This window comes from Streptomyces sp. NRRL F-5727 (assembly GCF_000719555.1).
In the GTDB taxonomy this organism is placed as follows: domain Bacteria; phylum Actinomycetota; class Actinomycetes; order Streptomycetales; family Streptomycetaceae; genus Streptomyces.
The window spans coordinates 123,482-145,077 of sequence record NZ_JOGX01000004.1 but is presented as its reverse complement, the minus strand read 5'-3'; the positions used below and the strand labels follow the sequence as shown (position 1 = coordinate 145,077).

The 21,596-nt window shown below is 73.6% G+C and carries 21 protein-coding genes and 1 pseudogene; 10 read left to right on the top strand and 12 right to left on the bottom strand.

Annotation, left to right across the window (positions count from 1 at the left end):
• Complete coding sequence (locus IF73_RS0104395; RefSeq protein ID WP_031003585.1) at nt 1-2,070, bottom strand: HYR domain-containing protein; 2,070 nt, start codon at nt 2,068-2,070, stop codon at nt 1-3.
• 142 nt (nt 2,071-2,212) lie between these two features.
• Nucleotides 2,213-2,842: a helix-turn-helix transcriptional regulator gene (locus IF73_RS0104390; protein WP_030758266.1), complete on the bottom strand. Its 630-nt coding sequence runs from the start codon at nt 2,840-2,842 to the stop codon at nt 2,213-2,215.
• Between the two features lie 223 nt (nt 2,843-3,065).
• Here IF73_RS0104390 and IF73_RS0104385 point away from each other — a divergent pair, with 223 nt between their 5' ends.
• The gene (locus tag IF73_RS0104385) at nt 3,066-4,418 is read left to right on the top strand and encodes a hypothetical protein (RefSeq protein ID WP_031003583.1); all 1,353 of its coding nucleotides are present in this window, start codon (nt 3,066-3,068) and stop codon (nt 4,416-4,418) included.
• A 73-nt stretch (nt 4,419-4,491) separates the two neighbouring features.
• On the opposite strand, the gene IF73_RS0104380 is transcribed toward IF73_RS0104385, so the two are convergent.
• On the bottom strand, nt 4,492-5,328 hold the full coding sequence (locus IF73_RS0104380; RefSeq protein WP_031003581.1) for a DUF4157 domain-containing protein: 837 nt from the start codon (nt 5,326-5,328) through the stop codon (nt 4,492-4,494).
• Between the two features lie 270 nt (nt 5,329-5,598).
• On the opposite strand from IF73_RS0104380, the gene IF73_RS0104375 reads away from it, so the two are divergent.
• Complete coding sequence (locus IF73_RS0104375) at nt 5,599-5,874, top strand: hypothetical protein (protein ID WP_234338153.1); 276 nt, start codon at nt 5,599-5,601, stop codon at nt 5,872-5,874.
• A 346-nt stretch (nt 5,875-6,220) separates the two neighbouring features.
• Nucleotides 6,221-6,976 (top strand): SDR family NAD(P)-dependent oxidoreductase, encoded by a 756-nt coding sequence (locus IF73_RS0104370; protein WP_031003576.1) that lies wholly within the window; start codon nt 6,221-6,223, stop codon nt 6,974-6,976.
• Here IF73_RS0104370 and IF73_RS0104365 read toward each other — a convergent pair.
• The 4 genes from IF73_RS0104365 to IF73_RS0104350 form a co-directional block, all read right to left on the bottom strand.
• Nucleotides 6,918-7,580, bottom strand: a complete 663-nt coding sequence (locus IF73_RS0104365) for a hypothetical protein (RefSeq protein WP_234338152.1) — start codon at nt 7,578-7,580, stop codon at nt 6,918-6,920. The two genes, IF73_RS0104370 and IF73_RS0104365, sit on opposite strands and share 59 nt — an antisense overlap.
• Nucleotides 7,581-7,757: 177 nt before the next feature.
• Entirely contained in the window at nt 7,758-8,507 is a 750-nt protein-coding gene (locus tag IF73_RS0104360) for an ABC transporter permease (RefSeq protein WP_234338151.1), read from the bottom strand.
• Complete coding sequence (locus tag IF73_RS0104355; protein ID WP_031003570.1) at nt 8,504-9,997, bottom strand: hypothetical protein; 1,494 nt, start codon at nt 9,995-9,997, stop codon at nt 8,504-8,506. Before IF73_RS0104355 ends, IF73_RS0104360 begins: the two co-directional genes overlap by 4 nt.
• On the bottom strand, nt 9,994-10,929 hold the full coding sequence (locus IF73_RS0104350; RefSeq protein WP_031003568.1) for an ATP-binding cassette domain-containing protein: 936 nt from the start codon (nt 10,927-10,929) through the stop codon (nt 9,994-9,996). Before IF73_RS0104350 ends, IF73_RS0104355 begins: the two co-directional genes overlap by 4 nt.
• 230 nt (nt 10,930-11,159) lie before the next feature.
• Here IF73_RS0104350 and IF73_RS0104345 point away from each other — a divergent pair, with 230 nt between their 5' ends.
• The 3 genes from IF73_RS0104345 to IF73_RS0104335 all read left to right on the top strand — a co-directional run bounded on the left by IF73_RS0104345 (nt 11,160) and on the right by IF73_RS0104335 (nt 13,651).
• A complete protein-coding gene (locus IF73_RS0104345) occupies nt 11,160-12,356 on the top strand; it encodes a sensor histidine kinase (protein ID WP_234338150.1) in 1,197 nt (398 codons plus the stop codon).
• Nucleotides 12,353-13,048: a response regulator transcription factor gene (locus tag IF73_RS0104340; RefSeq protein WP_031003566.1), complete on the top strand. Its 696-nt coding sequence runs from the start codon at nt 12,353-12,355 to the stop codon at nt 13,046-13,048. The genes IF73_RS0104345 and IF73_RS0104340 overlap by 4 nt, the downstream gene beginning before the upstream one ends.
• A 90-nt stretch (nt 13,049-13,138) precedes the next feature.
• Nucleotides 13,139-13,651, top strand: coding sequence for a DUF6924 domain-containing protein (locus IF73_RS0104335; protein WP_031003565.1), 513 nt, complete (start codon nt 13,139-13,141; stop codon nt 13,649-13,651).
• Here the strand turns inward: IF73_RS0104335 and IF73_RS0104330 are convergent.
• The 4 genes from IF73_RS0104330 to IF73_RS0104315 all read right to left on the bottom strand — a co-directional run bounded on the left by IF73_RS0104330 (nt 13,630) and on the right by IF73_RS0104315 (nt 16,288).
• Nucleotides 13,630-14,676: an RNA-binding protein gene (locus IF73_RS0104330; RefSeq protein WP_234338149.1), complete on the bottom strand. Its 1,047-nt coding sequence runs from the start codon at nt 14,674-14,676 to the stop codon at nt 13,630-13,632. The two genes, IF73_RS0104335 and IF73_RS0104330, sit on opposite strands and share 22 nt — an antisense overlap.
• Nucleotides 14,677-14,880: 204 nt before the next feature.
• A complete protein-coding gene (locus IF73_RS0104325) occupies nt 14,881-15,069 on the bottom strand; it encodes a CsbD family protein (RefSeq protein ID WP_031003563.1) in 189 nt (62 codons plus the stop codon).
• A 35-nt stretch (nt 15,070-15,104) separates the two neighbouring features.
• Nucleotides 15,105-15,686: a type 1 glutamine amidotransferase domain-containing protein gene (locus tag IF73_RS0104320; RefSeq protein WP_051716519.1), complete on the bottom strand. Its 582-nt coding sequence runs from the start codon at nt 15,684-15,686 to the stop codon at nt 15,105-15,107.
• A gap of 131 nt (nt 15,687-15,817) precedes the next feature.
• Nucleotides 15,818-16,288 carry a DUF2269 family protein gene (locus IF73_RS0104315; RefSeq protein ID WP_031003559.1) on the bottom strand — a complete coding sequence of 157 codons (471 nt, stop codon included), beginning with the start codon at nt 16,286-16,288 and terminating at the stop codon, nt 15,818-15,820.
• Nucleotides 16,289-16,490: 202 nt separating this feature from the next.
• Between IF73_RS0104315 and IF73_RS0104310 the strand changes: the two genes are divergently transcribed.
• A complete protein-coding gene (locus IF73_RS0104310; RefSeq protein WP_031003557.1) occupies nt 16,491-17,429 on the top strand; it encodes a GlxA family transcriptional regulator in 939 nt (312 codons plus the stop codon).
• A gap of 13 nt (nt 17,430-17,442) precedes the next feature.
• On the opposite strand, the gene IF73_RS0104305 is transcribed toward IF73_RS0104310, so the two are convergent.
• Nucleotides 17,443-18,288 (bottom strand): GntR family transcriptional regulator, encoded by an 846-nt coding sequence (locus tag IF73_RS0104305; RefSeq protein WP_031003555.1) that lies wholly within the window; start codon nt 18,286-18,288, stop codon nt 17,443-17,445.
• Nucleotides 18,289-18,542: 254 nt separating this feature from the next.
• On the opposite strand from IF73_RS0104305, the pseudogene IF73_RS37420 reads away from it, so the two are divergent.
• The 3 genes and pseudogenes from IF73_RS37420 (at nt 18,543) to IF73_RS0104290 (ending at nt 21,582) form a co-directional block, all read left to right on the top strand.
• Nucleotides 18,543-19,801, top strand: a pseudogene (locus IF73_RS37420) (extracellular solute-binding protein).
• 3 nt (nt 19,802-19,804) lie between these two features.
• Nucleotides 19,805-20,731, top strand: coding sequence for a carbohydrate ABC transporter permease (locus tag IF73_RS0104295; protein WP_051716518.1), 927 nt, complete (start codon nt 19,805-19,807; stop codon nt 20,729-20,731).
• Entirely contained in the window at nt 20,728-21,582 is an 855-nt protein-coding gene (locus tag IF73_RS0104290; RefSeq protein WP_031003553.1) for a carbohydrate ABC transporter permease, read from the top strand. Before IF73_RS0104295 ends, IF73_RS0104290 begins: the two co-directional genes overlap by 4 nt.
• The last annotated feature ends 14 nt before the right edge of the window (nt 21,583-21,596 follow it).

Sequence of the window (21,596 nt, the reverse complement as noted above, 5' to 3'; positions counted from 1 at the left end):
TCACCCTCGGCCCGCGAAGTCCGGTGGCTGGAGCGCGTGTGGGACGACGAGTACGGGCTCTTCCAGGCGCTCCAGGCGGGCGACCTCCGCGCGCAGCGTGCGCGGGCCGATCCGGTCCTTGCGCAGCACGAGGACCTGCGCCTCGAAGCGGCCGTCGCGGCCCACCGTCAGCGGGGCGGTGTCGGCGGTCAGACCCGTCGACCAGACCAGCCGTACGCGCTCACCGGGCGGGAAGTCCGTGCCGCGTACGGTCACGGGCTCGCCGGGCCTGACGACCTGCGGGGTCACCTCCAGGCGGGGCTGGAGGACCCGGAGCGGTGCCGTCGCCGTGTTGTCCCCGGGCTCGGGGTCGTGCAGGCGGCCGCCGGCCGTCGCCCGGACGGTGCCGGACACCGCCTCCCGGTAGGTGGCCGTCTGGGTGACCACCACCCGGCCGCCGGGCGGGACGGTGCAGGGCGCGGCGGTCGTGCAGCGGTCGGTACGGGTGAGGCCGCGGCCCGCTCCGGTGGGCCAGCCCGCGTCGAGGGTGACGTGCTGTGCCGTGTCCGGCCCGGCGTTGGTGAGTGTGTACCGGGCGACCACCGCCCGGCCCGTGTACGCGCGCGCGGGGGCGACGGACAGCGACACGGCCAGGTCCGCGGACGGGGGAGTCTCCGGTGGCGGCGGGTTCCCGGTGGGCGGCGACGGACGGGGCAGGACGCGGAAGACGGCCGTGTCGGACGCGGTGTTGCCGGCCCTGTCGGTGGCCGTGCAGGTCACGGTGGTGGTGCCCACGGGGAAGACGAAGCCGGAGGCGGGGGTGCACGTGGGTGTCAGTGGACCGTCGTTGGCGTCGACGGCCGTCGCCGTGTAGTCGATCGGCGTGCCGCCGAGACCGCCGGCGCGGACGGTGCGGTCGTCGACGGTGACGACCGGCGCGGTCACGTCGTTGACGGTGATCGAGATCTGCTGTTCGTAGGCCGGGTCGGCGGCGGCCGCCCCGATCGACGCGGTGTCCGGGGCCTGGGTGCCGAGCAGGAACTCCACGGTGCACGTGAGGGTGGCGCCCTGGGGCGCGTCGGGGGCCACCGTGATCGTCTCGGCGAAGGCGGCGGTCTCGCCGCTGACCACGTCGCGGGTGGGCGGGTCGAGGGTCACCGTGAGCCCGGGGTCGCAGGCGTCCAGGCGGTGGCCGACCCGGGTGGGCAGGTTGCCGAGGCCCTCGACGATCGCCTCGGCGACCCGGTCGGGGTCGATGCCGCTGAGCTTGCGGCCGCCGGTCGCCCCGATGATGCGGGTGGCCTGCCCGGGAGTGGTGCGCGGGTTCTCGATCTGGCCAGGTATGCCCGCGTAGCCGGTGCCGTCGAGGCCGTCCCCGACGGGGGTGTCGACGTCGATGCCGAGGACGCGGGCGTTCTTGTCCTGGAGGGCGAAGATCGTGTCCTCGATGGTGTGCCCGTTGCTCGGGTTGTGGCTGGAGGCGTCGCTGACGAGGACGACCACCGGGCTGGAGTTCTCCCGGAAGACGGTGCGGCCGCCGGCCCCGTTCGCGATCTGCCACAGGCCGTTGATCCAGTCCTCCGACGGGCCCATGCTGCCGTTGCCCCGGCTGATGCCGAGCGCGTCGACCCCTCTGCGCAACGTGGCGTCGTCCTGGGTGAGTTCGGCCGTGACGTCGAATCCGGCACCCGGATCGACCTGCTGGTCACCGAAGGTCGTCACCGCGAACCGTGCGTCGGGCTGGCTGGACCGCACCTTCTGGATGATGCTCGACAGCCCGTCACGTACGTCCCTGATGACGGGCTCCATGCTGAACGTCCCGTCCACCAGCAGCACCACCTCCGGCATCGGCGGCACCACCGGCGTCCGCACCCGCTTGTCCACGGCGAGCGACGCACCGGGATCCAGCGCCTGGGCGACGCTCGCCGGAGTCACCGGCTCGACCGGCACGGGCACCGCCAGCGCCGACGTCGACGCCGGTACGGCCCCGGCGAGCAGCAGCAGGGCGAGCGCGGCCCGGGCGGACGTGCGACGGCCGGACCGGCGGGGCGCCGTCGGCCCCGTACGCCCGGACGACTGGAACCAGCGCACGGCACAACCCCCTCGGCCTCGCGTCGCTCGACGGCCCCGAGGATGCCGGACCCGCCCGGTGGTGTCAGCGCGCCTCAAGTCACGGTCAGGGGAAGGAAGTTCTGCCTCTACGGGCAGCCGGACCAGCAGGGGGCGCCCCGCCTCAGATCAGCCCCTGCCGCATCGCGTACGCCACCGCGTGCGACCGGTTGCGCAGCTGCAGCCGGGTGATGACCGCGTGCAGCACGTTCTTGATCGTGCGCTCGGAGTACGACAGCTTGGCGGCGATGTCCGCCGTGTCGTACCCCTCCGCGACCAGGCGCAGAACATCCACCTCGCGCGCCGCGAGCCCCGTGAAGTGCAGGCCGCGCGGGCCGAGGACCTGCCCCTGGAGGCGGCCGACCTCCTCCAGGAGGCGTCCGACCAGGTCGGACGGGAGATGGCCGGCGCCCTTGGCGACCGTGCCGATGACATGGACCAGATGCTCCGGCGTCGCCTCCGCGCGCCGGATCACCCCGGCGACCCCGCACTCCGCCGCGCTGACCAGCTTCTGTTCGTCGATGTCCGTCGTCACGAGGACCGGACGGGCGGTACTGGTGCGGTTGATGTGCCGCAGCAGCCGCAGGACGTCCTCGTCCACGGTGTCCACCACGAGCACGACGACCTCGGGCGCGGGGTCGGCCGTCTCGCTCCATTCCGTCACCGTGATCTCGGGCCGGGTCCGTAACTGACTCGTCACCCCCGCCTGCGAGATCGGGTCCTGCGCGCGCAATGCCACAGCCGTACGTTCCATGGTCTGGCTCCCCCCGGGCGAGCGGCGGCCGACGCGGATGACTGATGGACCCCCTGGACCGCCAGTAACGTCAACAACGCCAGTTTCTCTGGTAGTTCGGCCGTCTGGAAATGCCCTGACTGCCCGTCATGAAAACTGGATCGTTGCTTCGGGCACGGAATCTGCCCGAAAGTGTTCCTCCTCTGACGATGCTGTGGAGGAGCGAGGATCCTACGGTGCGCCCATGAGTCTTACGGCCAGCCTCGACGCATCGTCCGTCACCGCCGTACCGGGCGAAGAGACGATCCTCCCGCTTCAGGTGCGCAACTCCGGCTCCACCGTGGAGGAGTACCGCTTCGAGGTGGCCGGCGCCTGTGCCGCCTGGACGACGGTGGAACCGGCGACGCTCTCCCTCTACCCCGGCAGCGCGGACACCGTCTCCGTCACCTTCCGGCCGCCCCGCGACCCCTCCGTACCCGCCGGCGAGACGCCCTTCGGGGTGCGCGTCGTGCCCACGAGCGACCATTCCGAGCCCGTGGTGCCCGAGGGCAAGGTGACCGTCGCGCCCTTCACCGAGGTCACCGCCGAACTGGTGCCCCGCGGCTCGCACGGCGTGCGGCGCGGCGCCCACAAGGTCGCCGTCGACAACCGGGGCAACGCCCCTCTCACCGTCGGGCTCGCCGCCCGCTCGGGCACGGACCACGCCCGGATCTCCTTCACCCAGGCCGAGTTGACCATCGAGCCCGGCCGCGCGGCCTTCTCCGAACTGCGCGTCAAACCCGGCAGGCGCCTGTGGCGCGGCACCCCGGTCGTCCACACCTTCCAGGCCGTCGTCGCGCCGCCCGCGCCCGAGGGCGAGGAACCCGCCGCACCGCCGGTCGTCCTCGACGGCACCTACCAGCAGGACGCCCTCCTGCCACGCTGGCTGCCCCGCGCCCTCGCCCTCGCGCTCGTCCTCGCCCTGGTCCTGGCCGGCTTCTGGTACGGGCTGCTGCGGCCGGCCGTCAAGTCGGCGGCCCGCGAGGCGATCACGCCCGAGGTCATCGCCTCCGCGACCACCGGCACCGGCGATCCCGGCGGCCAGTCGGGCGGCGTCGGCGGCGCCACGCCGACCCCGACCGCCACGCCCACGCCCATCGCGCCCCCCAACCCCAGTTCCAAGCCCGCCCCGAAGCCCACGGCCAAGCCGAAGCCCAAGCCCAAGCCCAGCGCGAAGACGCTCCCGCCGGCCGTGCCGACCAGTGCCCAGGTACAGGTCAGGGACGGTGTCGGCGGCGGATCGAGCAGCGGTACGGCGCTGAGCGTGCCGGACGGGCAGGCGTTCCGGCTCACCGACATCGTGGTCCAGAACCCGCAGGGCGACGCGGGCACGGTCGTCGTCACGGTCGGCGAGGGCTCCCGGGTCCTCAGCCTCGCGCTGGAGAACTTCCGCGACTCCGACTACCACTTCGTCACCCCGATCCTGGTGCCCGCGGGCGGCCAGGTCACCATGACCGTCACCTGCCGCAAGGTCGGCCGCCCGGTCAACGCCCCGGCCCCGAGCCGCTGCGCCGAGTCCCTCTTCCTCGGCGGCACGATGCAGACCACCAAGCCCTGAGGTCCGTCGAGCCCCCTCGCCCTCAGCGCACCGAGGGCCGGGACCGCGAGGACAGGGGCCCCGCCGACGTGGCCTACGCGGGCGGGGCCTCTTCCTCCTCCTCGGCCCCGCCCTCCGCCGCCCGCTGCACGAACGAGCCCTGGACATCCGCCGGTTGCTCGTCCTCGTCCTCCGTCGCCGACCGTTGTACCGAGGGGGCGGGCGCGGTCGCCGGGGCCGGGGCGGGCCCGGACGGGGCCGCCGGCTCGGCCATGACCCGCTCGGCGTTGGACACCGCCTCCCGCTCGAAGCGGTCCGAGGGGTCGCTCACCCGGATCCCGCCGGGCGCCTCCGTCCCCTCCACCGGGCCGCTGCGCTGCTGGATCACATGGGTCAGCTCGTGCGCCAGCGTCGTCCGCCCCTGCGGAGACGCCGGATCGTACGCCTCCCGCTGGAACACCACGTTGTTGCCGACCGTGTACGCGTGCGCCCCGATCCCCTTGGCGGAGGCGTCCGCGGCGGCGTCGGTGTGGATGCGTACGTCGGAGAAGTCGGCGCCCATCCGGGCCTCCATGTCGCCGCGTGTCGCGGAGTCGAGCGGCTGCCCGCCGCCCGAGGCCAGCACGTCGTGCACCGGCGAACGCGCGCCCTCCTCGGCGGCGGCCCCGTCCTCCGGCGCCGCACTCCGGCTGCGCTGGACCATCGCCCCGACGGCCCCGTTGCCCACCGCCCGCTGGAGCGCCCCGAGCCCGGACGCGCCCACGACGTCGGTACGCCCGGTGGCCGCGGCCTCGAAGAGCCGTGCCGCGCCGGGGCCGCCGTCCTGGGCCCGGTCGTCACGGAGCCGGTCGTCCCCCGCCTGCTCGGGGGCGTGCTCCTGGTGGAGCTCGTGGTCGTGCTCATGGTCGTGATCGTGGTCGTACACGCTCATCGTCTGCTCCCCAGCTCCCCGAACGGTCCCCGAAGACGTCCTCCGCGGGAGCGCGGCCGGCCCCCGTATCCCCAGCCTCTCCACCGCCCCGTGCCCCGTCCAGGCCCGGCCCCGGCCGCCGGGGGCAGGAAGCGGTGCCCCTTCGCGCAAGCGCGGTCCCGGGGCGGATCGGGTGGGCCGGGCGGTTCGGGTGGCGCCGGGCGGATCGGCTGGGGCGGGGCGGGTCAGGCGCGCGGGTGCCGACGTGGACCGGAGTACCGCCAGGAGGCCGTGCTGACGTTCCGCTGCCTGCCGCGTACCTCCCCGGAGACCGACGCCGTGGAGATCGAGGCGCCCGGCGTCACCGCCGCCCGCCTCCACGACGCGCTCCTCGCGAACCCGCAGGCCCGGGACGAGCTCGGCGGCGGCTCCGTCACACTCGACGGACGCCTCGCCCTCATCGCCCCGCTCGCGGAGCTGCCGCTGGCGAAGAAGTTCACGCAGGACCTCGGCGTCGACTGGGACACCGCCGAAGTGCGCTACGGCGACGCGGAGTCCGTGAGCTGAGCCTGGACGGGCAGTTCGCGCGCCGGGGCGCAGGCGGTGACCCCCTTCCTCGTGCGGCGGGGCCGCCTCGGTGTGCCGCCCGGCGCACGTCACCCAACCTGTCGAGCGTGGCGGTCGCGGACGAAGACCGGTTCGAGGTGCTTCTCGGGGAGGGCGTCGGGAACCCCGGAGCTGCCCGGGCACGGCCTCATGCTGCACACCTCGACCGGCGGTCCGGCCGCCCAGGAGCGGCCGGCGGGCGTGCGGCGGGAGACGGCGGCGTAGCCGCGCGTCCGAAGGTGGTGGTGACAGACCCAGGTTTGTCCCGCACTGTCGGGGCCCGGCCCTGCCGCGCAGGATCGTCGGCATGGAGCGATTCACCCACCACACCGTTCTGATCACCGGCGGCACCTCGGGCATCGGGTACGCCACGGCACGCCGCCTGCTCGACGAAGGCGCCCATGTCGTCATCACCGGGCGCGACGAGGGCCGTCTGGGCAAGGCCGCCGCCGAACTCGCCGCGGGGGAGCGGCTGCTGACCGTGCCCGCCGATGTCGCGGACCTGCCCCGACTGGACGTCCTGATGCGCCGCGTCGAGACGTGGCGGGGGAGCCTTGACGCCGTCTTCGCCAACGCGGGCACCGGGGTCTTCAAGCCCGGCGCCGAGATCACGGAGGCCGACTTCGACCACACGACGGACGTCAACCTCAAGGGCGTCTTCTTCACGGTCCAGAAGGCGCTGCCGCTGTTGAAGGACGGCGGCGCGATCGTCCTCAACGCCTCCTGGACCCTTCACCGCGGCCTGCCGGTCGCCTCCGTCTACTCCGCGACCAAGGCCGCCGTCCACAACCTGGCCCGCACCCTCGGCTCCGACCTGGCCCCGCGCGGGATCCGCGTCAACTCGGTCAGCCCCGGCTTCATCGACACCGAGATGTACCGCGGCGCGACCGCCGACGCCGAGGCGGACGCCCGGAACGCCGCGCAGGTTCCGCTCGGCACGATCGGCCGCGCCGCCGATGTCGCCGCCGCCGTCGCCTTCCTGGCCTCCGCCGACGCGGCGTACATCACCGGCCAGGACCTCGTCGTCGACGGCGGCCTGACCGGATCCTTCCCGAACCGCTGACCGCGGCGGCGGCCGACGGCACCGGTCGCCTGCCCGCGGAGGACGTCGGTGCGTTCAGGTGGCGCTCAGCCGGGGGGATCGGCCGCCCCCGGCGGTGGCGGCGGTAGTACGAGAAGGTCACCGCGCCGAGCAACGGGCCCCACAGGACGAGAGGTTGGTAGAGGATGCCGACGACGAGGGCGCCGACGGCGGTCATGTCGTCGTGCGGATAGGTCCACCACCAGGGGAGGTCGGACCACAGCCAGGTCAGGGCCAGGGCGCCGAGCGCCGCCGGGACGATCGCGGCCGCCGGGCGGACCACCCGGCCGCCGATCAGCGGGATCCAGCGGGGCACGACGTCGCCCCAGGGCCGCACCAGGCCGATCGTCAGGAAGGCCAGCAGCTCGCAGACCACACTGAGCGCCACCATCGACAGCTTCGCCTCGGCCGTCTGGAACGGGCGGAAGCCCTCGGTGGTGTAACCGGCGGGCCGGCCCAGCGCCATGGCGATGCGCCACAACCCGCTCGGCAGGACGACCAGCGTCGTCAGATGTGCCGACCAGACAGCCCAACGCGGAGGTGGAGAAGAGTGGTTCGCGGCGATCGCGGTGACTGAAGGACCCATGTGGCCCATCGTGTCGGCCCGGTAGCCGCGTTCCATCAGCCTCCGTGTCCGAGTCGGGTGGTTCCGGAGGACGACACCGAGGCCGGGGGATCGACCGCCCGGCGTACCCGTCGCCGTCCTCCGGGACGACACGGCACCCACGACACGGCACCCACGCCACAGCTCTGCCGTGCGGCGTCAGGCGTCCCGTCGTCGCAGCACGGCGCCGCCCACCAGCACCGCCGCGGCCGCCCACAGCGTCAGCACGCCGAGCCCCACCCACGGTCCGAGGGGGAGCCGGCTCAGGTCGGTCGTCGCCTGGACGGCCAGGCCCGCGGGCATCGGTCCCACCCGGGCCAGCTGGCGCTGGAGCCAGGGGTCGGCCACGACCTTGCTGAGCAGCGGGAAGAGGTACAGCAGCGTCAGGGCCGCGCCCGAGGCGACCGCGCTGTCGCGGACGGCGAGGGTGACACCGAGCGCGAGCAGGGCGACGAGGACCAGGTACAGCACCGAGCCGAAGCCCGCCCGCAGCGCCGGCCCGTCCGTCAGCGCGGGCGCGCCCGGCAACAGCACCTTCCCGGCCGCCAGCGAACCCGCCACCGCGACCGTGCCCGCCGCCGCGACGACCACGCTCAGCACCGCGGCCTTGGCGGCCAGGACCGCCGACCGGTCCGGTACCGCCGCCAGCGTCAGCTGGATCATCCGCGTGCCGTACTCGCCGCCCGCGCTCAGCACGCCCAGGACGGCGGCCACCGCCTGGCCCGCGGCCACCCCGCCGAGGGCCGTCCGCGCCGGGTCGCCGACCGGCGGCCGTACCGTGCTCGACGTCGCCGCGCCGACGGCCACCGTGACGACGACCAGCGCCACCACCAGCCACCGGACGCCCGTCTCCGTCCGCAGCTTCGTCCACTCCGCGCGGCACGCCCGCCGCAGGGTCCGCGCGTTCACACCGGCCTCCGGCGCAGCACCAGGAACGCCGCCCCCAGGGCCAGCAGCGCCCACGCGGCGAGGACCGCGAGACCGCCCCACGGCGGGAGCGGGAAGTAGCCCGTGGCCGGGGTGTAGACGGACAGGACGTGGTCGTGGCGCGGCAGGGTCTGCTGCACGGCGAAACCGGCCGCCGGGGTGAGCCGCAGCAGCCAGTCGGCCGGCCCGCTCGGGAGCATGCCGCCGAGGGCCAGCACGTACGGCAGGACGGTGGTGGTGACCAGCGCGGTGAGCGCGGTCGCGCTGCGGCGCAGCAGGAAGCCCAGCGACAGCGCGAGCACCGCGGTCGCGGCCACCAGCAGGCCCGTGCCCAGGACCGCCCGCGTCTGCTCCGACACCGGGACGGTCAGCACGGTGAAGCGCGCGGAGGCGGCGCGTGCCTCGCCGAGCGGCAGGCTCAGGGCGGCCGCCCCGGCACCCACCACGAAGGCGGCCACCGCGACGACCCCGGCCTTCGCACCCAGCACCCGGCCGCGTCGCGGTGTCGCCGCGAAGGTGACGCCGAGCAGCCCGCGCCGGTACTCGCCGGTGGCGAACTGCACGGCCACCACGCCGAGTACGACGAGGCCCACGAACGTGCCGAGGAGGAAGGTCTCCACGGTGAACGCGGGCCCCAGCGCCGGGCCGCCGACGACCGGCGCGATGTCGCCGGCGCCCGTGAGGACGAAGCCGTCGCCGCTCGTCCGATGGCCGGCGGAGGTGCCGGGGACGTAGCTGCCGGAGGTGCCCGCGCCGTCGCCCACCCGGGTGTGCGCCCAGTGGCCCTGCCACGAGCCGGTGACCGCGGGCCGCCCGAACGTGCCCGTCGCCGTGGCCGGCGAGGAGCCGCCCCCGCCCGCGGCGTCCACCGCGGCGGGCGCGGTGACGAACAGCCCCGCCTCGACGGACGCGCCGGCGACGGCCGCCGTGCCGATCGCGCGCCACGTCACGCCGTCCGGGGAGTCGTAGCCCGTCACCGTCGTCCCCGCCCGCACCAGCCGCAGCCACTGCGGCGCGCCCCGCGACGGCGCACCGGTGAGATGCCCGGCCCGGTCGTGCGTGAAGTCGTCCTGCATGCGGACCCCGTGCGCGCCGGTCGCGGTCACCGCCGCGTACGAAGAACCTTGCCGCAGGCCCGACTTGACGATGATCCCGGCCTTCGCCCACGGCGTGACGCCGGGCAGCGTGCCGTCCGGGCCGCCGGCGGGGTCGGTGAGCACGCCCGTCAGCGCCGTCACCGGCACGGTCAGGGAACCGTCCCCCGTCAGTGTGCGGTGCAGGAAGGAGAAGCTGTCGTTGACCGCCACCCCGCCCGGTCCGACCGGCAGTGCGCCGACCTCGCCCTGGTGCCGGCTGGACGACACGGTGCCGACCAGCAGGAACAGGACGGCGGCGACCGCCGCGGCCACGGTGCCGAGCACCCAGCCGCGTACGGTACGGAACTTGGTCCACTCGGAGCGCAGCGTCCTCATCGGGCCGCCTCCCCGGCGTCGGTGCCCCGGTACTGCACGGAGTCCCGGGTGAGTTCGAGGTACGCCTCCTCCAAGGTCGCCCGGTGCGAGGCGAGTTCGGCGAAGGGGACGCCCGCCCACGTGAGCAGGGCGACGATCGCCTCGCCCGGCAGACCGGAGACGGTCAGGGTGTCCGGCCCGGTGGTCTGGACGGCCGCCGTCCCGGAGCCCGCCAGTGCCCGTGCCGCCTCCGCCGGCGCCGACGTCCGCAGGGTCACCCGCCCGGCCGCGACGCCCGCCAGCAGCTCGGCCACGCCCGTGTCGGCGACGACCCGCCCCCGGCCGACGACGACCAGATGGTCGGCGACGCCCTCCAGTTCGCTCATCAGATGGCTGGACACCAGCACCGCCCGCCCCTCGGCCGCCAGCGAGGACAGCAGCGCCCGGATCCACCGGATGCCCTCCGGGTCCAGACCGTTGAACGGCTCGTCGAGCATCAGCGCGGGCGGATCGCCGAGCAGCGCCGCCGCGATCCCGAGCCGCTGCCGCATGCCCAGCGAGAAACCGCCCGCCCGGCGCCGGGCCGCGTCCGCCAGCCCCACCCGGGCCAGCACCCGGGCCACCCGGTCGGCGGGCAGCCCCTGGGTGTGGGCCAGCCACAGCAGGTGGTCGCGGGCGGTACGGCTCGGCTGCAGCGCCCCGGCGTCCAGCAGCGAACCCAGCCGGCACAGCGGCTCCGGCAGGCTCCGGTACGGGCGTCCGCCGACCAGCGCGCGGCCCGCGTCGGGCGTGTCGAGGCCCAGCACCACCCGCATCGTCGTCGACTTGCCCGCCCCGTTCGGCCCCACGAACCCGGTCACCCGCCCCGGCCGCACCTCGAAGCTCATCCCGTCCAGCGCCCGCGTCGCGCCGAAACGCTTGCGCAGGCCCTCGACCTCGATCCCGACCTCCATCGGCCACCTCTCCGCTCGGTTCGTCTCCACGGCCCGATGCTGCGCGCGACCGCGTGACACGAGCGGAACGATCACTGTCATGCCGCTGTTAGGCCGGCTCGCCTAGGGTCGGACCAGACGCGCCGGACGGCGGAGGAACCAGACGCGCCGGACAGCGGAGGAAGGAGAGCGCCCGTGACGGAGACGGAGGAGGAGGGAGACCGCCCGTGACGGACGGAGGGAGAGCGCGCGTGACGGACGGAGGAGTGCCGCCCCTACGCGGACGGCGCCGCCGCAGCGTGCGGTGGCGGTTCACGAGCCTGTACGCCGGGCTGTTCCTGGCCTCCGGCGTCGTGATGCTCGCCGTCGTCGCCGCCTTCGCGGGCGGCTCGCTGGACGCCGCGCCCGGCCCCGAGTCCTCCGGCACCGGTCCCGGCAGCGACTGGGAGGGCGCGCCGGCCGCCGCGCTGGAGCGGATCGCCGCCCTGGAGCACCAGCTCGCCGCCGCGCAGGACCGGCAGACCCGGCAGCTGCTGCTCGGCTCGGCCGTCGGCCTGCTCGTCATGGGCGCGCTCTCGTTGCTCCTCGGCTGGTACGCGGCGGGCCGCGTCCTGCGGCCACTGAGCGCCATGACCACCGCGACCCGCCGGATCTCCGCCGACAACCTGCACGAACGGCTCGCCGTCGGCGGCCCGCACGACGAGCTGCGCGACCTCGGCGACACCATCGACGAACTGCTCACCCGCCTGGAGGGCTCCTTCGCCGCCCAGCGGCGGTTCGTCGCCGACGCCTCCCACGAACTGCGCACACCCCTGGCCACCATGCGCGCCGCGGTCGACGTCACCCTGGCCAAGCCCGGCCCGCTGCCGGACCAGACCCGCGTCCTCGCCGGGCGCGTCCGTACCGAGCTCGACCAGGTCGACAGCCTCCTCGACGGGCTCCTCACGCTCGCCCGCGCCCAGCACGAGCTCCCCGACCCGGAGGCCGTACCCCTGGGCCGGCTCGCCGCCGACGCGCTGGCCGCGCAGCGTCAGCCGGTCGAGCGGACGCTGGACGACGGGGCCCCGGAGGCGCGCGTGCGCGGGAACCGTACGCTGCTGCGGCGGCTCGTCGAGAACCTCGTCGACAACGCCGTCGTCCACAACGAGCCCGGCGGGTGGGTCCTCGTCCGCCTCCGGGCCGACACCGCGGCCGTCGAACTCGTCGTGGAGAACGGGGGCAAGGTGCTGAGCACCGACCAGGCGGCCGAACTGACCCGCCCGTTCCGTCGCGGCGGACCCGGCAGGACGGGCGGGACCGGCTCCGGCCTCGGCCTCGCCATCGTCGCCGCCGTCACCGAGGCGCACGGCGGACGGCTGGTGCTGCACCCGCGCGAGGACGGCGGCCTGCGCGTCGCCGTCACCCTGCCCAGGACGCCCGGACCGGCCGGGGAGGGGGAGACGGCGTGAGGGTGCTCGTGGTGGAGGACGCCCGCGCGCTCGCGGACCTCGTCGCCGAGGGCCTGCGCGACCAGGGCATGGCCGTGGACCTCGCGTACGACGGGCTGGACGCGGCGGCCAGGCTCGACGTCAACGGCCACGCGGTCTACGACGTCGTCGTCCTGGACCGGGACCTGCCGGGACTGCACGGCGACACGCTCTGCCGGATGATCACCGAACGGGAGAGCCGCAGCGGCGGAGAGGGCCGGCCGATGGTCCTGATGCTGACCGCCGCCGACTCCCCGGCCGACCGCGTCGACGGCCTCACCCTCGGCGCGGACGACTACCTGGTCAAACCCTTCCACTTCCCCGAACTCGTCCTCCGCGTGCGCGCCCTGGCACACCGCCGCCCGTACGCGCGGGCCCGCCTGCTGCGCGCCGCCGGCCTCGAACTCGACCCGATGCGCCGCACGGTGACCCGGGACGGCCGCCGACTCGACCTGTCCGTGAAGGAGTTCGAGACCCTGGCCGCGCTGCTCCGCGCCAGCCCCGGCTTCCTGAGCGCGGAAGCGCTGCTCGAACAGGTCTGGGACGAACACGCCGACCCCTTCACCAACACGGTGGCGGTCACCATCGGCCGCCTCCGCCGCAAACTCGGCACCCCGCCGATCATCACCACCGTCCCGACGGTCGGCTACCGCATCGACGACACGGACCACTGACCGCCGGGCGCCGACGGGACGCTCACTGCTCCCGCAGCCGGGCGAGCTGCGCCGCCGCGGCTGTCAGCGCCGCGTGGGAGAGTCCGGCGTATGACGACGCCAGAGGGCTCTGCCCGCGTACTGCCTCAGGTCGCGCCCGGACGCGACACCTTCGACGCCCTCGTGATCCGGACCGACTTCGGCGACGACGAGTCGTGGCAGGCCGTGCTCGGCGAGCTGCGTCTGCCCTGGGGGCCGGACGGTGAGTTTCCCGCCCGTGTGTGCGTCGTCGATGAGCCCGCCTGGTCGGGAGCGGCCGCCGACGAGGTGCTTGCCGCGGTGGACGACGACGACTACCTGAGCGTCGTCTTCCTCGCCGACCGCCACACCACGGAGTCGCCTGTGCGGGCGCTCCTGGCCCTGTCGACGATCTGGGAGGACGAGAGCGGGCTGGATCCCGTGTACTACCAGGAACTCCTCGACGCGCCGGAGCCTCGGGAGTTCCGCACCGTGCCCGGGCAGGTGCACGCGGTGCACGTGAACGTGACGCTCGGCACCATGGGTTTCGGCGAGTTCGCCGCAGCCGCCTCCAAGGAGCCCGATCAGGTGCTCCGGCCGTTCTGATCCGCGCCTCGGTCGGTCAGCTGCCGGGACCAGGTCAGGTCGAGGGGGGTGGGGGTGGTGCGCCAGCGGGCGCGGAGGACTCCGTCGGGGTCGGGCATGACCGCGGTGAAGAGGGGGACCCGGTCGTCGACGGAGAGGGGGAGGACCGCGGCGGCGGTGGCGTCCGCGACCAGCGGGAGGAGTTCGGGGAGGTCGGTCTCGTCGGCCAGGACGCCGTGCAGGACGCCGTGTGCGTCCTGCCAGACGCATTCGAACGTGGCGTCGGCGGGCAGCGTGGCCAGGACCGTCTCGACGTCGGGGGAGAGCGGCGGCCAGACCTCCAGGCGGGCTCTCGGGGCCAGAGCGGTACGGATCCTGTCGGCAGAGTGGGCGGAGTCGGCGGAGTGGACGCTCAGGCGGTGCCAGCGTGTGCCGCCGTCCGCGTACGTATCCTCCAGGAGCCCGGCGACGCCGGTGTCCACGGCCCGGCGCAGCTCCGCCCAGAAGGCGTCGTCGCCGGGGCGCTGGATGCCGGGTTCCTCGTCCTCGAAGCGGTACGGGGAGGCGTCCAGGCGCTCCGGGAAGAGGCCGAGCGCGCGGGTCAGGGCCAGTGCGTCCGGGCAGGGGCGGCGGCTGCCGACGTAGAGGTACTGGTCCCATCCGACGTGCACCGCGAACGTCTCCTCGACCTCCAGGCGGCACCACGCGCCGTTGTCCCTGAGCATGGCCCGCACCAGCTCGAGCCCGACGGCGAGCGGCACTTCCGCCCCGTCGTGGAAGCCGGCGAGGCCGGACGGGAGGAGTCCGCCCAGGCCGAAGCCCTCGACCGGCTTCTCGACGCCGAAGTGCGCCAGGGCCGGGATCCCCGGTTCGCGCACGGCGAGTCGGTCGACGCCGCTGTCCCGGGCGAAGGCGGCGACCGCCTGGAGGTAGGCCGCCTCGACCGGCCCGTGGTCGCTGACCGTGTCCTCGGGGCCGGTGTAGTGGCCGTGAGCGTCACGGTCGGCCGGGTCGTACATGGTGACGCGGTAGACGTAGGGGAGCACGGCGTCATTCTCGACGCGGGGCGATCTTTCCGCATTCCCCTTTTCCGCGTTCCCCCTCACGGAAAGGGTCCACACCGTCGCGCGGAACGGCGACCGCGTGGACACCCTTCCGGCCGGCCAAGGGGAGGGAGGGGAGGGGATCCGGTCCCCTTCGACTGCGTCCTCGTCACCGCCCTCGGGCCGTCGTGGTGCTTCCGGTGAACGTCATGAAGCGCGTCGCCTCATCGCGTCGCGGGCCTTCTCGGCGACCCTCTGGACCTTCTCGCCGGCCTCGTGCGTCTTGCCCTCCGCGCGGTCGGCCTTGCCTTCCGCCTCCATCCGCTCGTTGCCCGTGGCCTTCCCCACGGTCTCCTTGATCTTGCCCTTGCCCTTCTGCACGTCGCTCTTGCGCATGGCGCGCGTCCTTTCTCGTCGTGGCCCCGCCCCCGTCACGCGGCAGCCGTTCCGTCGTCTTCCAGGGAGCGGACGAGCGCCGCCGCGAAGGCGTCGACGTCATCCGGCTTGCGGGAGGTGATCAGGGGGTGTTCTCCGGCGGTGTCGACGACGACCTCCTGGTCCAGCCAGGTGCCGCCGGCGTTCTCCAGGTCGGGACGGAGGGTGGGGTACGAGGTCAGTTCGCGGTCCCTCGCGAGCCCGCTGTCGACGAGGAGCCACGGCCCGTGACAGATCGCGGCCACCGGTTTGCCCTCCTCGGCGAAGGCCGCGACGAGGCGCCGTGCGTCGGAGTCGGCCCGCAGGTGGTCGGCGTTGATCGTGCCGCCCGGCACCACCACGGCGTCGTACCCGTCCGCGGTCGCTTGCGCGAGCGTCGTGTCCGGGGTGACGTCGGCGCCGGGCCGGCGGTCGGACACCAGGGTTCGTACGGGCTCGTCCTTCTGCGCGGCGACCGTGACCCGGGCGCCGTTCTCACGCAGCACGGCCACCGGCTTCCGCAACTCGTCCTGCTCGGTGCCGTAGTTCGTCGTGAGGACGAGCACATGACGTCCTTCGAGCTTTCCGTCGTGCGACACGATGAGTCCTCTCCGCTGTCGATGTCGTCGCGGCCCCGTCACCTGTGCGCCTCACCCCTCACGGGCGGCTCAAACGTCCGGAGCGCCCCGCCCCGGCCGAGCCGGGCCGGCGGACGCCCGCGGGGGCTCGGTCACGCCCCGGTCGTGGAACCGGGGCGGACGATCATCAGGACGGTGACCGTGGCCCACAGCAGATTGAAGACGCCCGTGAGCATCGCGAGCCGGGCCGGTGCGACGGAGGCGGGCGACCGGACGGCCGCCTGCGCCGCCTCCTCCAGGGCGCGCCCCTGGGCGGGCAGGACGAGCAGTCCCAGGACGCCGGCGGCCGCCGCTGTCAGCAGCATCGAGACGATCAGCCAGGTGTCCCCGAGGACGCCGAGGCCGCGGGCGGTGGCGAAGCCGAACACGGGGACCGCGACGCCGACGTACGCGTAGACGCAGCAGATCCGGTGCAGGGTCCGCAGGGTCACCAGCGCGTCCCCGGCGGGGGAGCCGCCGAGCGCCCGGCGGAGCGTCGCGGGGAACATGCTCGCGGCGACGGTCACCGGGCCGACGGCGACGATGGCGGCCAGGACGTGCACGGAGAGCAGCAGCTTGGTCATGCCCGGACTTCCACTTTCTTCGGGGGCGGGAGGGGGTCCTCGTCGGGACGCCTCCGAGTCAACCGGCCGGCCGCGTGATGGCCCAGTGGCACCGGCGACAGGTATCAACGGAAAAATGCCAACCTCGGCGGTACGGCTCTGAACTGCGGTGACGCTCGATCCGCCAGGGATCGGCAGTGCGGCGGCGAGGTAGGTTCCGGCCATGCACACCGTCGCCGTTCTCGCGCTGGACCGGGTGATCCCCTTCGACCTGTCCACCCCGATCGAGGTCTTCTCGCGGACCCGTCTGCCGGACGGGCGGCCCGCCTACCAGGTCCGCGTCTGCGCGGAGCGCGACGAGATCGACGCCGGGGCCTTCACGCTGCGCGCCCCCTGGGGACTGGAGGGCCTCCGGGAGGCGGACACGGTCATCGTGCCGGGTGTCGCCGATCCGACGGCGCCGCTCTCGCCGGCCGTGCGCGACGCGCTCCGGTCGGCCGCCGCCGGCGGCACGCGGATCGCCTCGCTGTGCGTGGGGACGTTCCCCCTGGCCGCGACCGGGCTGCTCGACGGGCTGCGCGTCACGACCCACTGGCAGGCGGCCGGGCTGCTCGCCGCGCTCCACCCGGACGTCGACGTCGACCCGGACGTGCTGTACGTCGACAACGGCCGGTTGCTCACCTCGGCCGGCGCGGCCGCGGGGCTTGACCTGTGCCTGCACATGATCCGCCGTGACTACGGCTCCGCGGTGGCGGCCGACGCCGCCAGACTGTCGGTGATGCCCCTCGAACGGGAGGGCGGCCAGGCGCAGTTCATCGTGCACGACCACACGCCGACGCCGCAGGGCTCCGAGCTGGAGGGACTGCTCGACTGGCTGCGGGAGAACATGGCCCGGGACCTCAGCCTCGCCGACATCGCGGAGCGGGCCGGGACCAGCACGCGGACGCTGATCCGGCGCTTCCGCGACCAGACCGGGACGACGCCGCTCCAGTGGCTGCACCGGGCGCGGATCCGGCAGGCGCAGCACCTCCTGGAGACCACGGAGCACTCCGTCGAGCGGATCGGCGGTCAGGTCGGCTTCGGTTCGCCGACCGCCTTCCGGGACCGCTTCAAGCGCACCACCGGCGTCAGCCCGCGGACCTACCGGCGGACGTTCGGCTGAGCCGGGGCGCGGTTCACGGGTTCTGCTGGACGACGCCCCGGGTGGAGAAGGGGACGGGGTCGCCGCCGGTGAAGTCGCCCGGCGGGATGCCCGGGTGGTGTCCCTCCTTTCCCGCCGGCTGTTCGTCGTGGGCGCCGAGGGTGAGGCGCGAGACGATGCGGTAGCGGTCGCCGCGGTAGAGCGAGTGCACGTACTCCACCGGACGGCCGCGGTCGTCGGTGGTGAGCCGCTCGAAGAGGAGGGCCGGGGACAGTTCCGGCACGTCGAGGAGATCGGCCTCGGCGCGGGTGACGACGGTGGGTTCGATGGACTGGACGGCCTCGCTGACCCGGACGCCGTGCCGGTCGCGGAGGTGCTCGTACAGGTCGCCCTGTTCGAGTTCGTCACTGGTCAGGCCGGGTACCAGGTCGGCCCGTACGTGCAGGTGCTCGATGGCCATCGGGGAGCCGTCCACGAGGCGGAGCCGGGCGACGTAGAGGATCTCCGCGGCGGGGGAGACGCGGAGCTTGCGGCTGACGCGGGCGCCGGCCGGGAGGGTGCTGAACTCCAGGAGCCGGCTGGTCCACTCCCCGCCGGCCTGCGGCAGGCTGAAGGAGCTCCGGTCGGAGACCAGTTCCTGGGTGATCTTCTCCGCGGCGACGAACATGCCGCGCCCGTGCTCGCGGACCAGCAGGCCCGCGACGACCAGTTCGTCCACCGCCGCCCGCAGGGTGGGGCGCGAGACGCCGAGCGTGGCGCAGAGCGTCCGCTCGGACGGGATCGCGTCACCGGGGCGCCGTGCGTCGATGAGTTCGAGGATCGCGTCCCGGACCCGCTCGCGCTTGAGCATCGCGCCGGAGGCTGCCGCGTCGATCTCCATACGGGGCTCTCGTTCGTCGTCGGGAAGTTCGCTGGTCAACCATAACTGGTCAACTGGTCAGGTGGCAATGATCAGGGCGTCGAGGCGCCATGGCCCCCGTTCCGGCCGGATGCTGGCCGAAAAACCCTCTGCGTTACGGGGGTTGACGGCTTCATTGGTCCATGCCACCTTCATCTCGCGCCAACTGGTAAACCCCTGGCGGGCAAGTGGTCAGCTCGGGGGTTCCATCGTTCCCAGGCCCCCAGAGGTGAACCGTGAAGCACCGCCCCCTTGCCCTGCTCGCCGCCACGCTGCTGAGCTCCGGACTCGTCGCCTGCTCCTCGCCCGGCGAGCAGGACGCCGGCGGACCCACCGTCCTCGACGTCTGGCTGATGCGCGACAGCGTCTCGGACGCCTTCCAGAAGGAGTTCGAGGCCGGCTTCGAGAAGGCCCACCCGGAGATCGACCTCAAGATCCAGATCCAGGAGTGGGAAGGCATCGGCGAGAAGGTCACCGCCGCCCTGGCCAGCAACGACGCCCCCGACGTCATCGAGGTGGGCAACACCCAGGTCGCGCAGTACGCCCAGAGCGGCGGCCTGACCGACTTCACCGGCAAGGTCGACGACCTCGACGGCGACTTCTGGCTGGAGGGACTCGCCGAGCCCGGCGCCTGGGAGGGCAGGCAGTACGGATCCCGTACTACGCCGCCAACCGGGTCGTCATCTACCGCACCGACCTCTTCCAGCAGGCCGGCATCGACGCCACGAAGATCAAGACACGTGACCAGTGGCTCGCCGCCACCGAGAAGCTGAACAAGAACGGCGTGCAGGGCATCTACCTCCCCGGCCAGAACTGGTACGCCCTCGCCGGCTTCGTCTGGGACGAGGGCGGCGACCTCGCCCTCCAGGAGGGCGGCAGATGGAAGGGCGGCCTGGACACCCCCGAGGCGGCGAGAGCCATGGCGTTCTACCAGCGGCTCCAGGCCCTCGGCCGGGGCCCCAAGGACTCCGACGAGTCCCGCCCCCTCCAGGCGGACGTCGTCGCCAAGGGGCAGGTCGCCCAGGTCATCGCCACCCCCGGCGGCGCCGGCGTCATCGCACAGAAGAACCCCGCGCTCAAGGGCAAGCTGGGCTTCTTCCCGATCCCCGGCAAGACCGCGGACAAGCCCGGCGCCGTCTTCACCGGCGGATCCGACCTGGTCGTGCCCGCCGCCGCCCGGCACCAGGAGGAGGCGTACACCTTCGTCAAGGAGCTGACCGGCGACACCTGGCAGACGAAGCTCGCCCTGGCGATGAGCTACGTCCCCAACAGGACCACCCTCGCCACCGCCGTCGCCTCCGACCCCGGCGCCGCGGCCATGGCGGTCGGCGCGGCCAACGGGCACGCCACCCCCAACACACCCCAGTGGGCGGCCGTCGAGGCCAAGAACCCCATCAAGGACTACATGACCGCCGTCCTCACCGGCCGCGACGCGAAGACCGAGGCGGCCAAGGCGTCGCAGTCCATCACGACCACGCTGAACAGCGGTTCCTGACGGATGCTCACCACCGCACGCGGGCGTCCGCCGCGCGGACGCCGCCCCGCCCTCGGTCCCTACCTGCTCGTCGCACCCGCCGTCCTGGGCATGCTCTACCTCCTGCTCTATCCGTTCGGCCGGGCCCTGCTCATCTCCTTCCAGGACTTCCGGCTCCGCGAACTCATCAGAGGAGACGCCGAGTTCGTGGGGCTGCGGAACTACCAGACCCTGCTCGGGGACCCGCGGTTCTGGGACGTCGTCCGCCGCACCTTCCTCTTCATGGCCGTCAACGTCCTCGCCATCATGATCCTCTCGACCCTCGTCGCCCTGATGATCGAACGGCTCGGCCGGGTCGGCCGGGCCGTCGTCCTCGGCTCCCTGGTCCTGGTGTGGGCGGTGCCCGTGGTCGCCGCCACCACCGTCTTCCAGTGGCTGTTCCACTCCGAGTTCGGCATCGTCAACGAAACCCTCACCGACCTCGGCTTCACCTCCTTCGAGGGCTACCCCTGGTTCGCCGACGGCGGCGCCGCCTTCACCATCCTCGTCCTCCTCGTCGTCTGGCAGTCCGTGCCGTTCGCCGCCATCACCCTCTACTCGGCCCTCACCACCGTCCCCGCGGAGCTCCACGAATCCGCCCGCCTCGACGGAGCCGGCGCCACCCGCGTCTTCCGCTCCGTCACCTTCCCCCTCGTCCGGCCGATCTTCATGCTCGTGGTCTCCCTCGAAGTCATCTGGACCTTCAAGGCGTTCGTCCAGATCTGGGTCATGACCCGCGGCGGACCGGGCGACGCGACCACGATCCTGCCGGTCCACGCCGTACAGACCGCCCTCGCGAGCCAGCGCTACGACCTCGGAGCGGCCGCCTCCATGGTCACCGTCCTGCTGATGAGCGGCGTCCTGGTCCTCTACTTCCGCCAACTGTTCCGCCAGGAAGGGGAGCACCTGTGACCACGACCCGCGGCACCGCACCGCGCCGCGCGCTCCGCCGGCTCCCGCTGCGCCTGGCGGCCACGCTCACCGTCACGATCTGCCTCTTCCCCGTGTACTGGATGGTCACGACCGCCTTCCGGCCCTCCCGCGACATCCAGTCCTACGAACCCCGCCTGATCCCGGACGAATGGACCTTCGACCACTTCCGCACCGCGGTCCAGGCCGACGGCTTCGCCCTCTTCTGGCGCAACAGCGTCCTGGTCACCCTGGGCGCCGTCCTCCTGGCCCTGGTCGTCGCGCTCGGCGCCGCGTACGCCGTGGCGCGGCTGCGCTGGCGCGGCCGCCGCCCGTTCATGCTCGCGGTGTTCATCGCCCAGATGGCGCCCTGGGAGTCCCTGGTCATCCCGATCTACATCATCTCCCGCGACACCGGCATGCTCGACCGGCTGCCCACCCTCACCCTCGTCTACTTCATGATCACGCTGCCGTTCACGGTGGTGGTGCTCCGCGGGTTCCTCGCCGGCATCCCGCCCGAACTGGAGGAGGCCGCGCAGGTCGACGGCTGCACCCGGGTCGGCGCCTTCCGCCGGATCGCCTTCCCGCTGCTCGCCCCCGGCCTGATGGCCACCTCGCTCTTCGGCTTCATCACCGCCTGGAACGAGTTCACCTACGCCAACTTCCTCATCATCAAGCAGCAGGACAACCGCACCCTGCCGGTCTGGCTCTCCTCCTTCCAGACCACCTTCGGCACCGACTGGGGCGCCACCATGGCCGCCTCCACCCTCTTCGCCCTGCCCGCCCTGATCGTCTTCCTCGCCCTCCAGCGCCATGTGACCTCGGGCCTCACCGCGGGTGGGGTCAAGGGCTGACCGAGCCGACACGA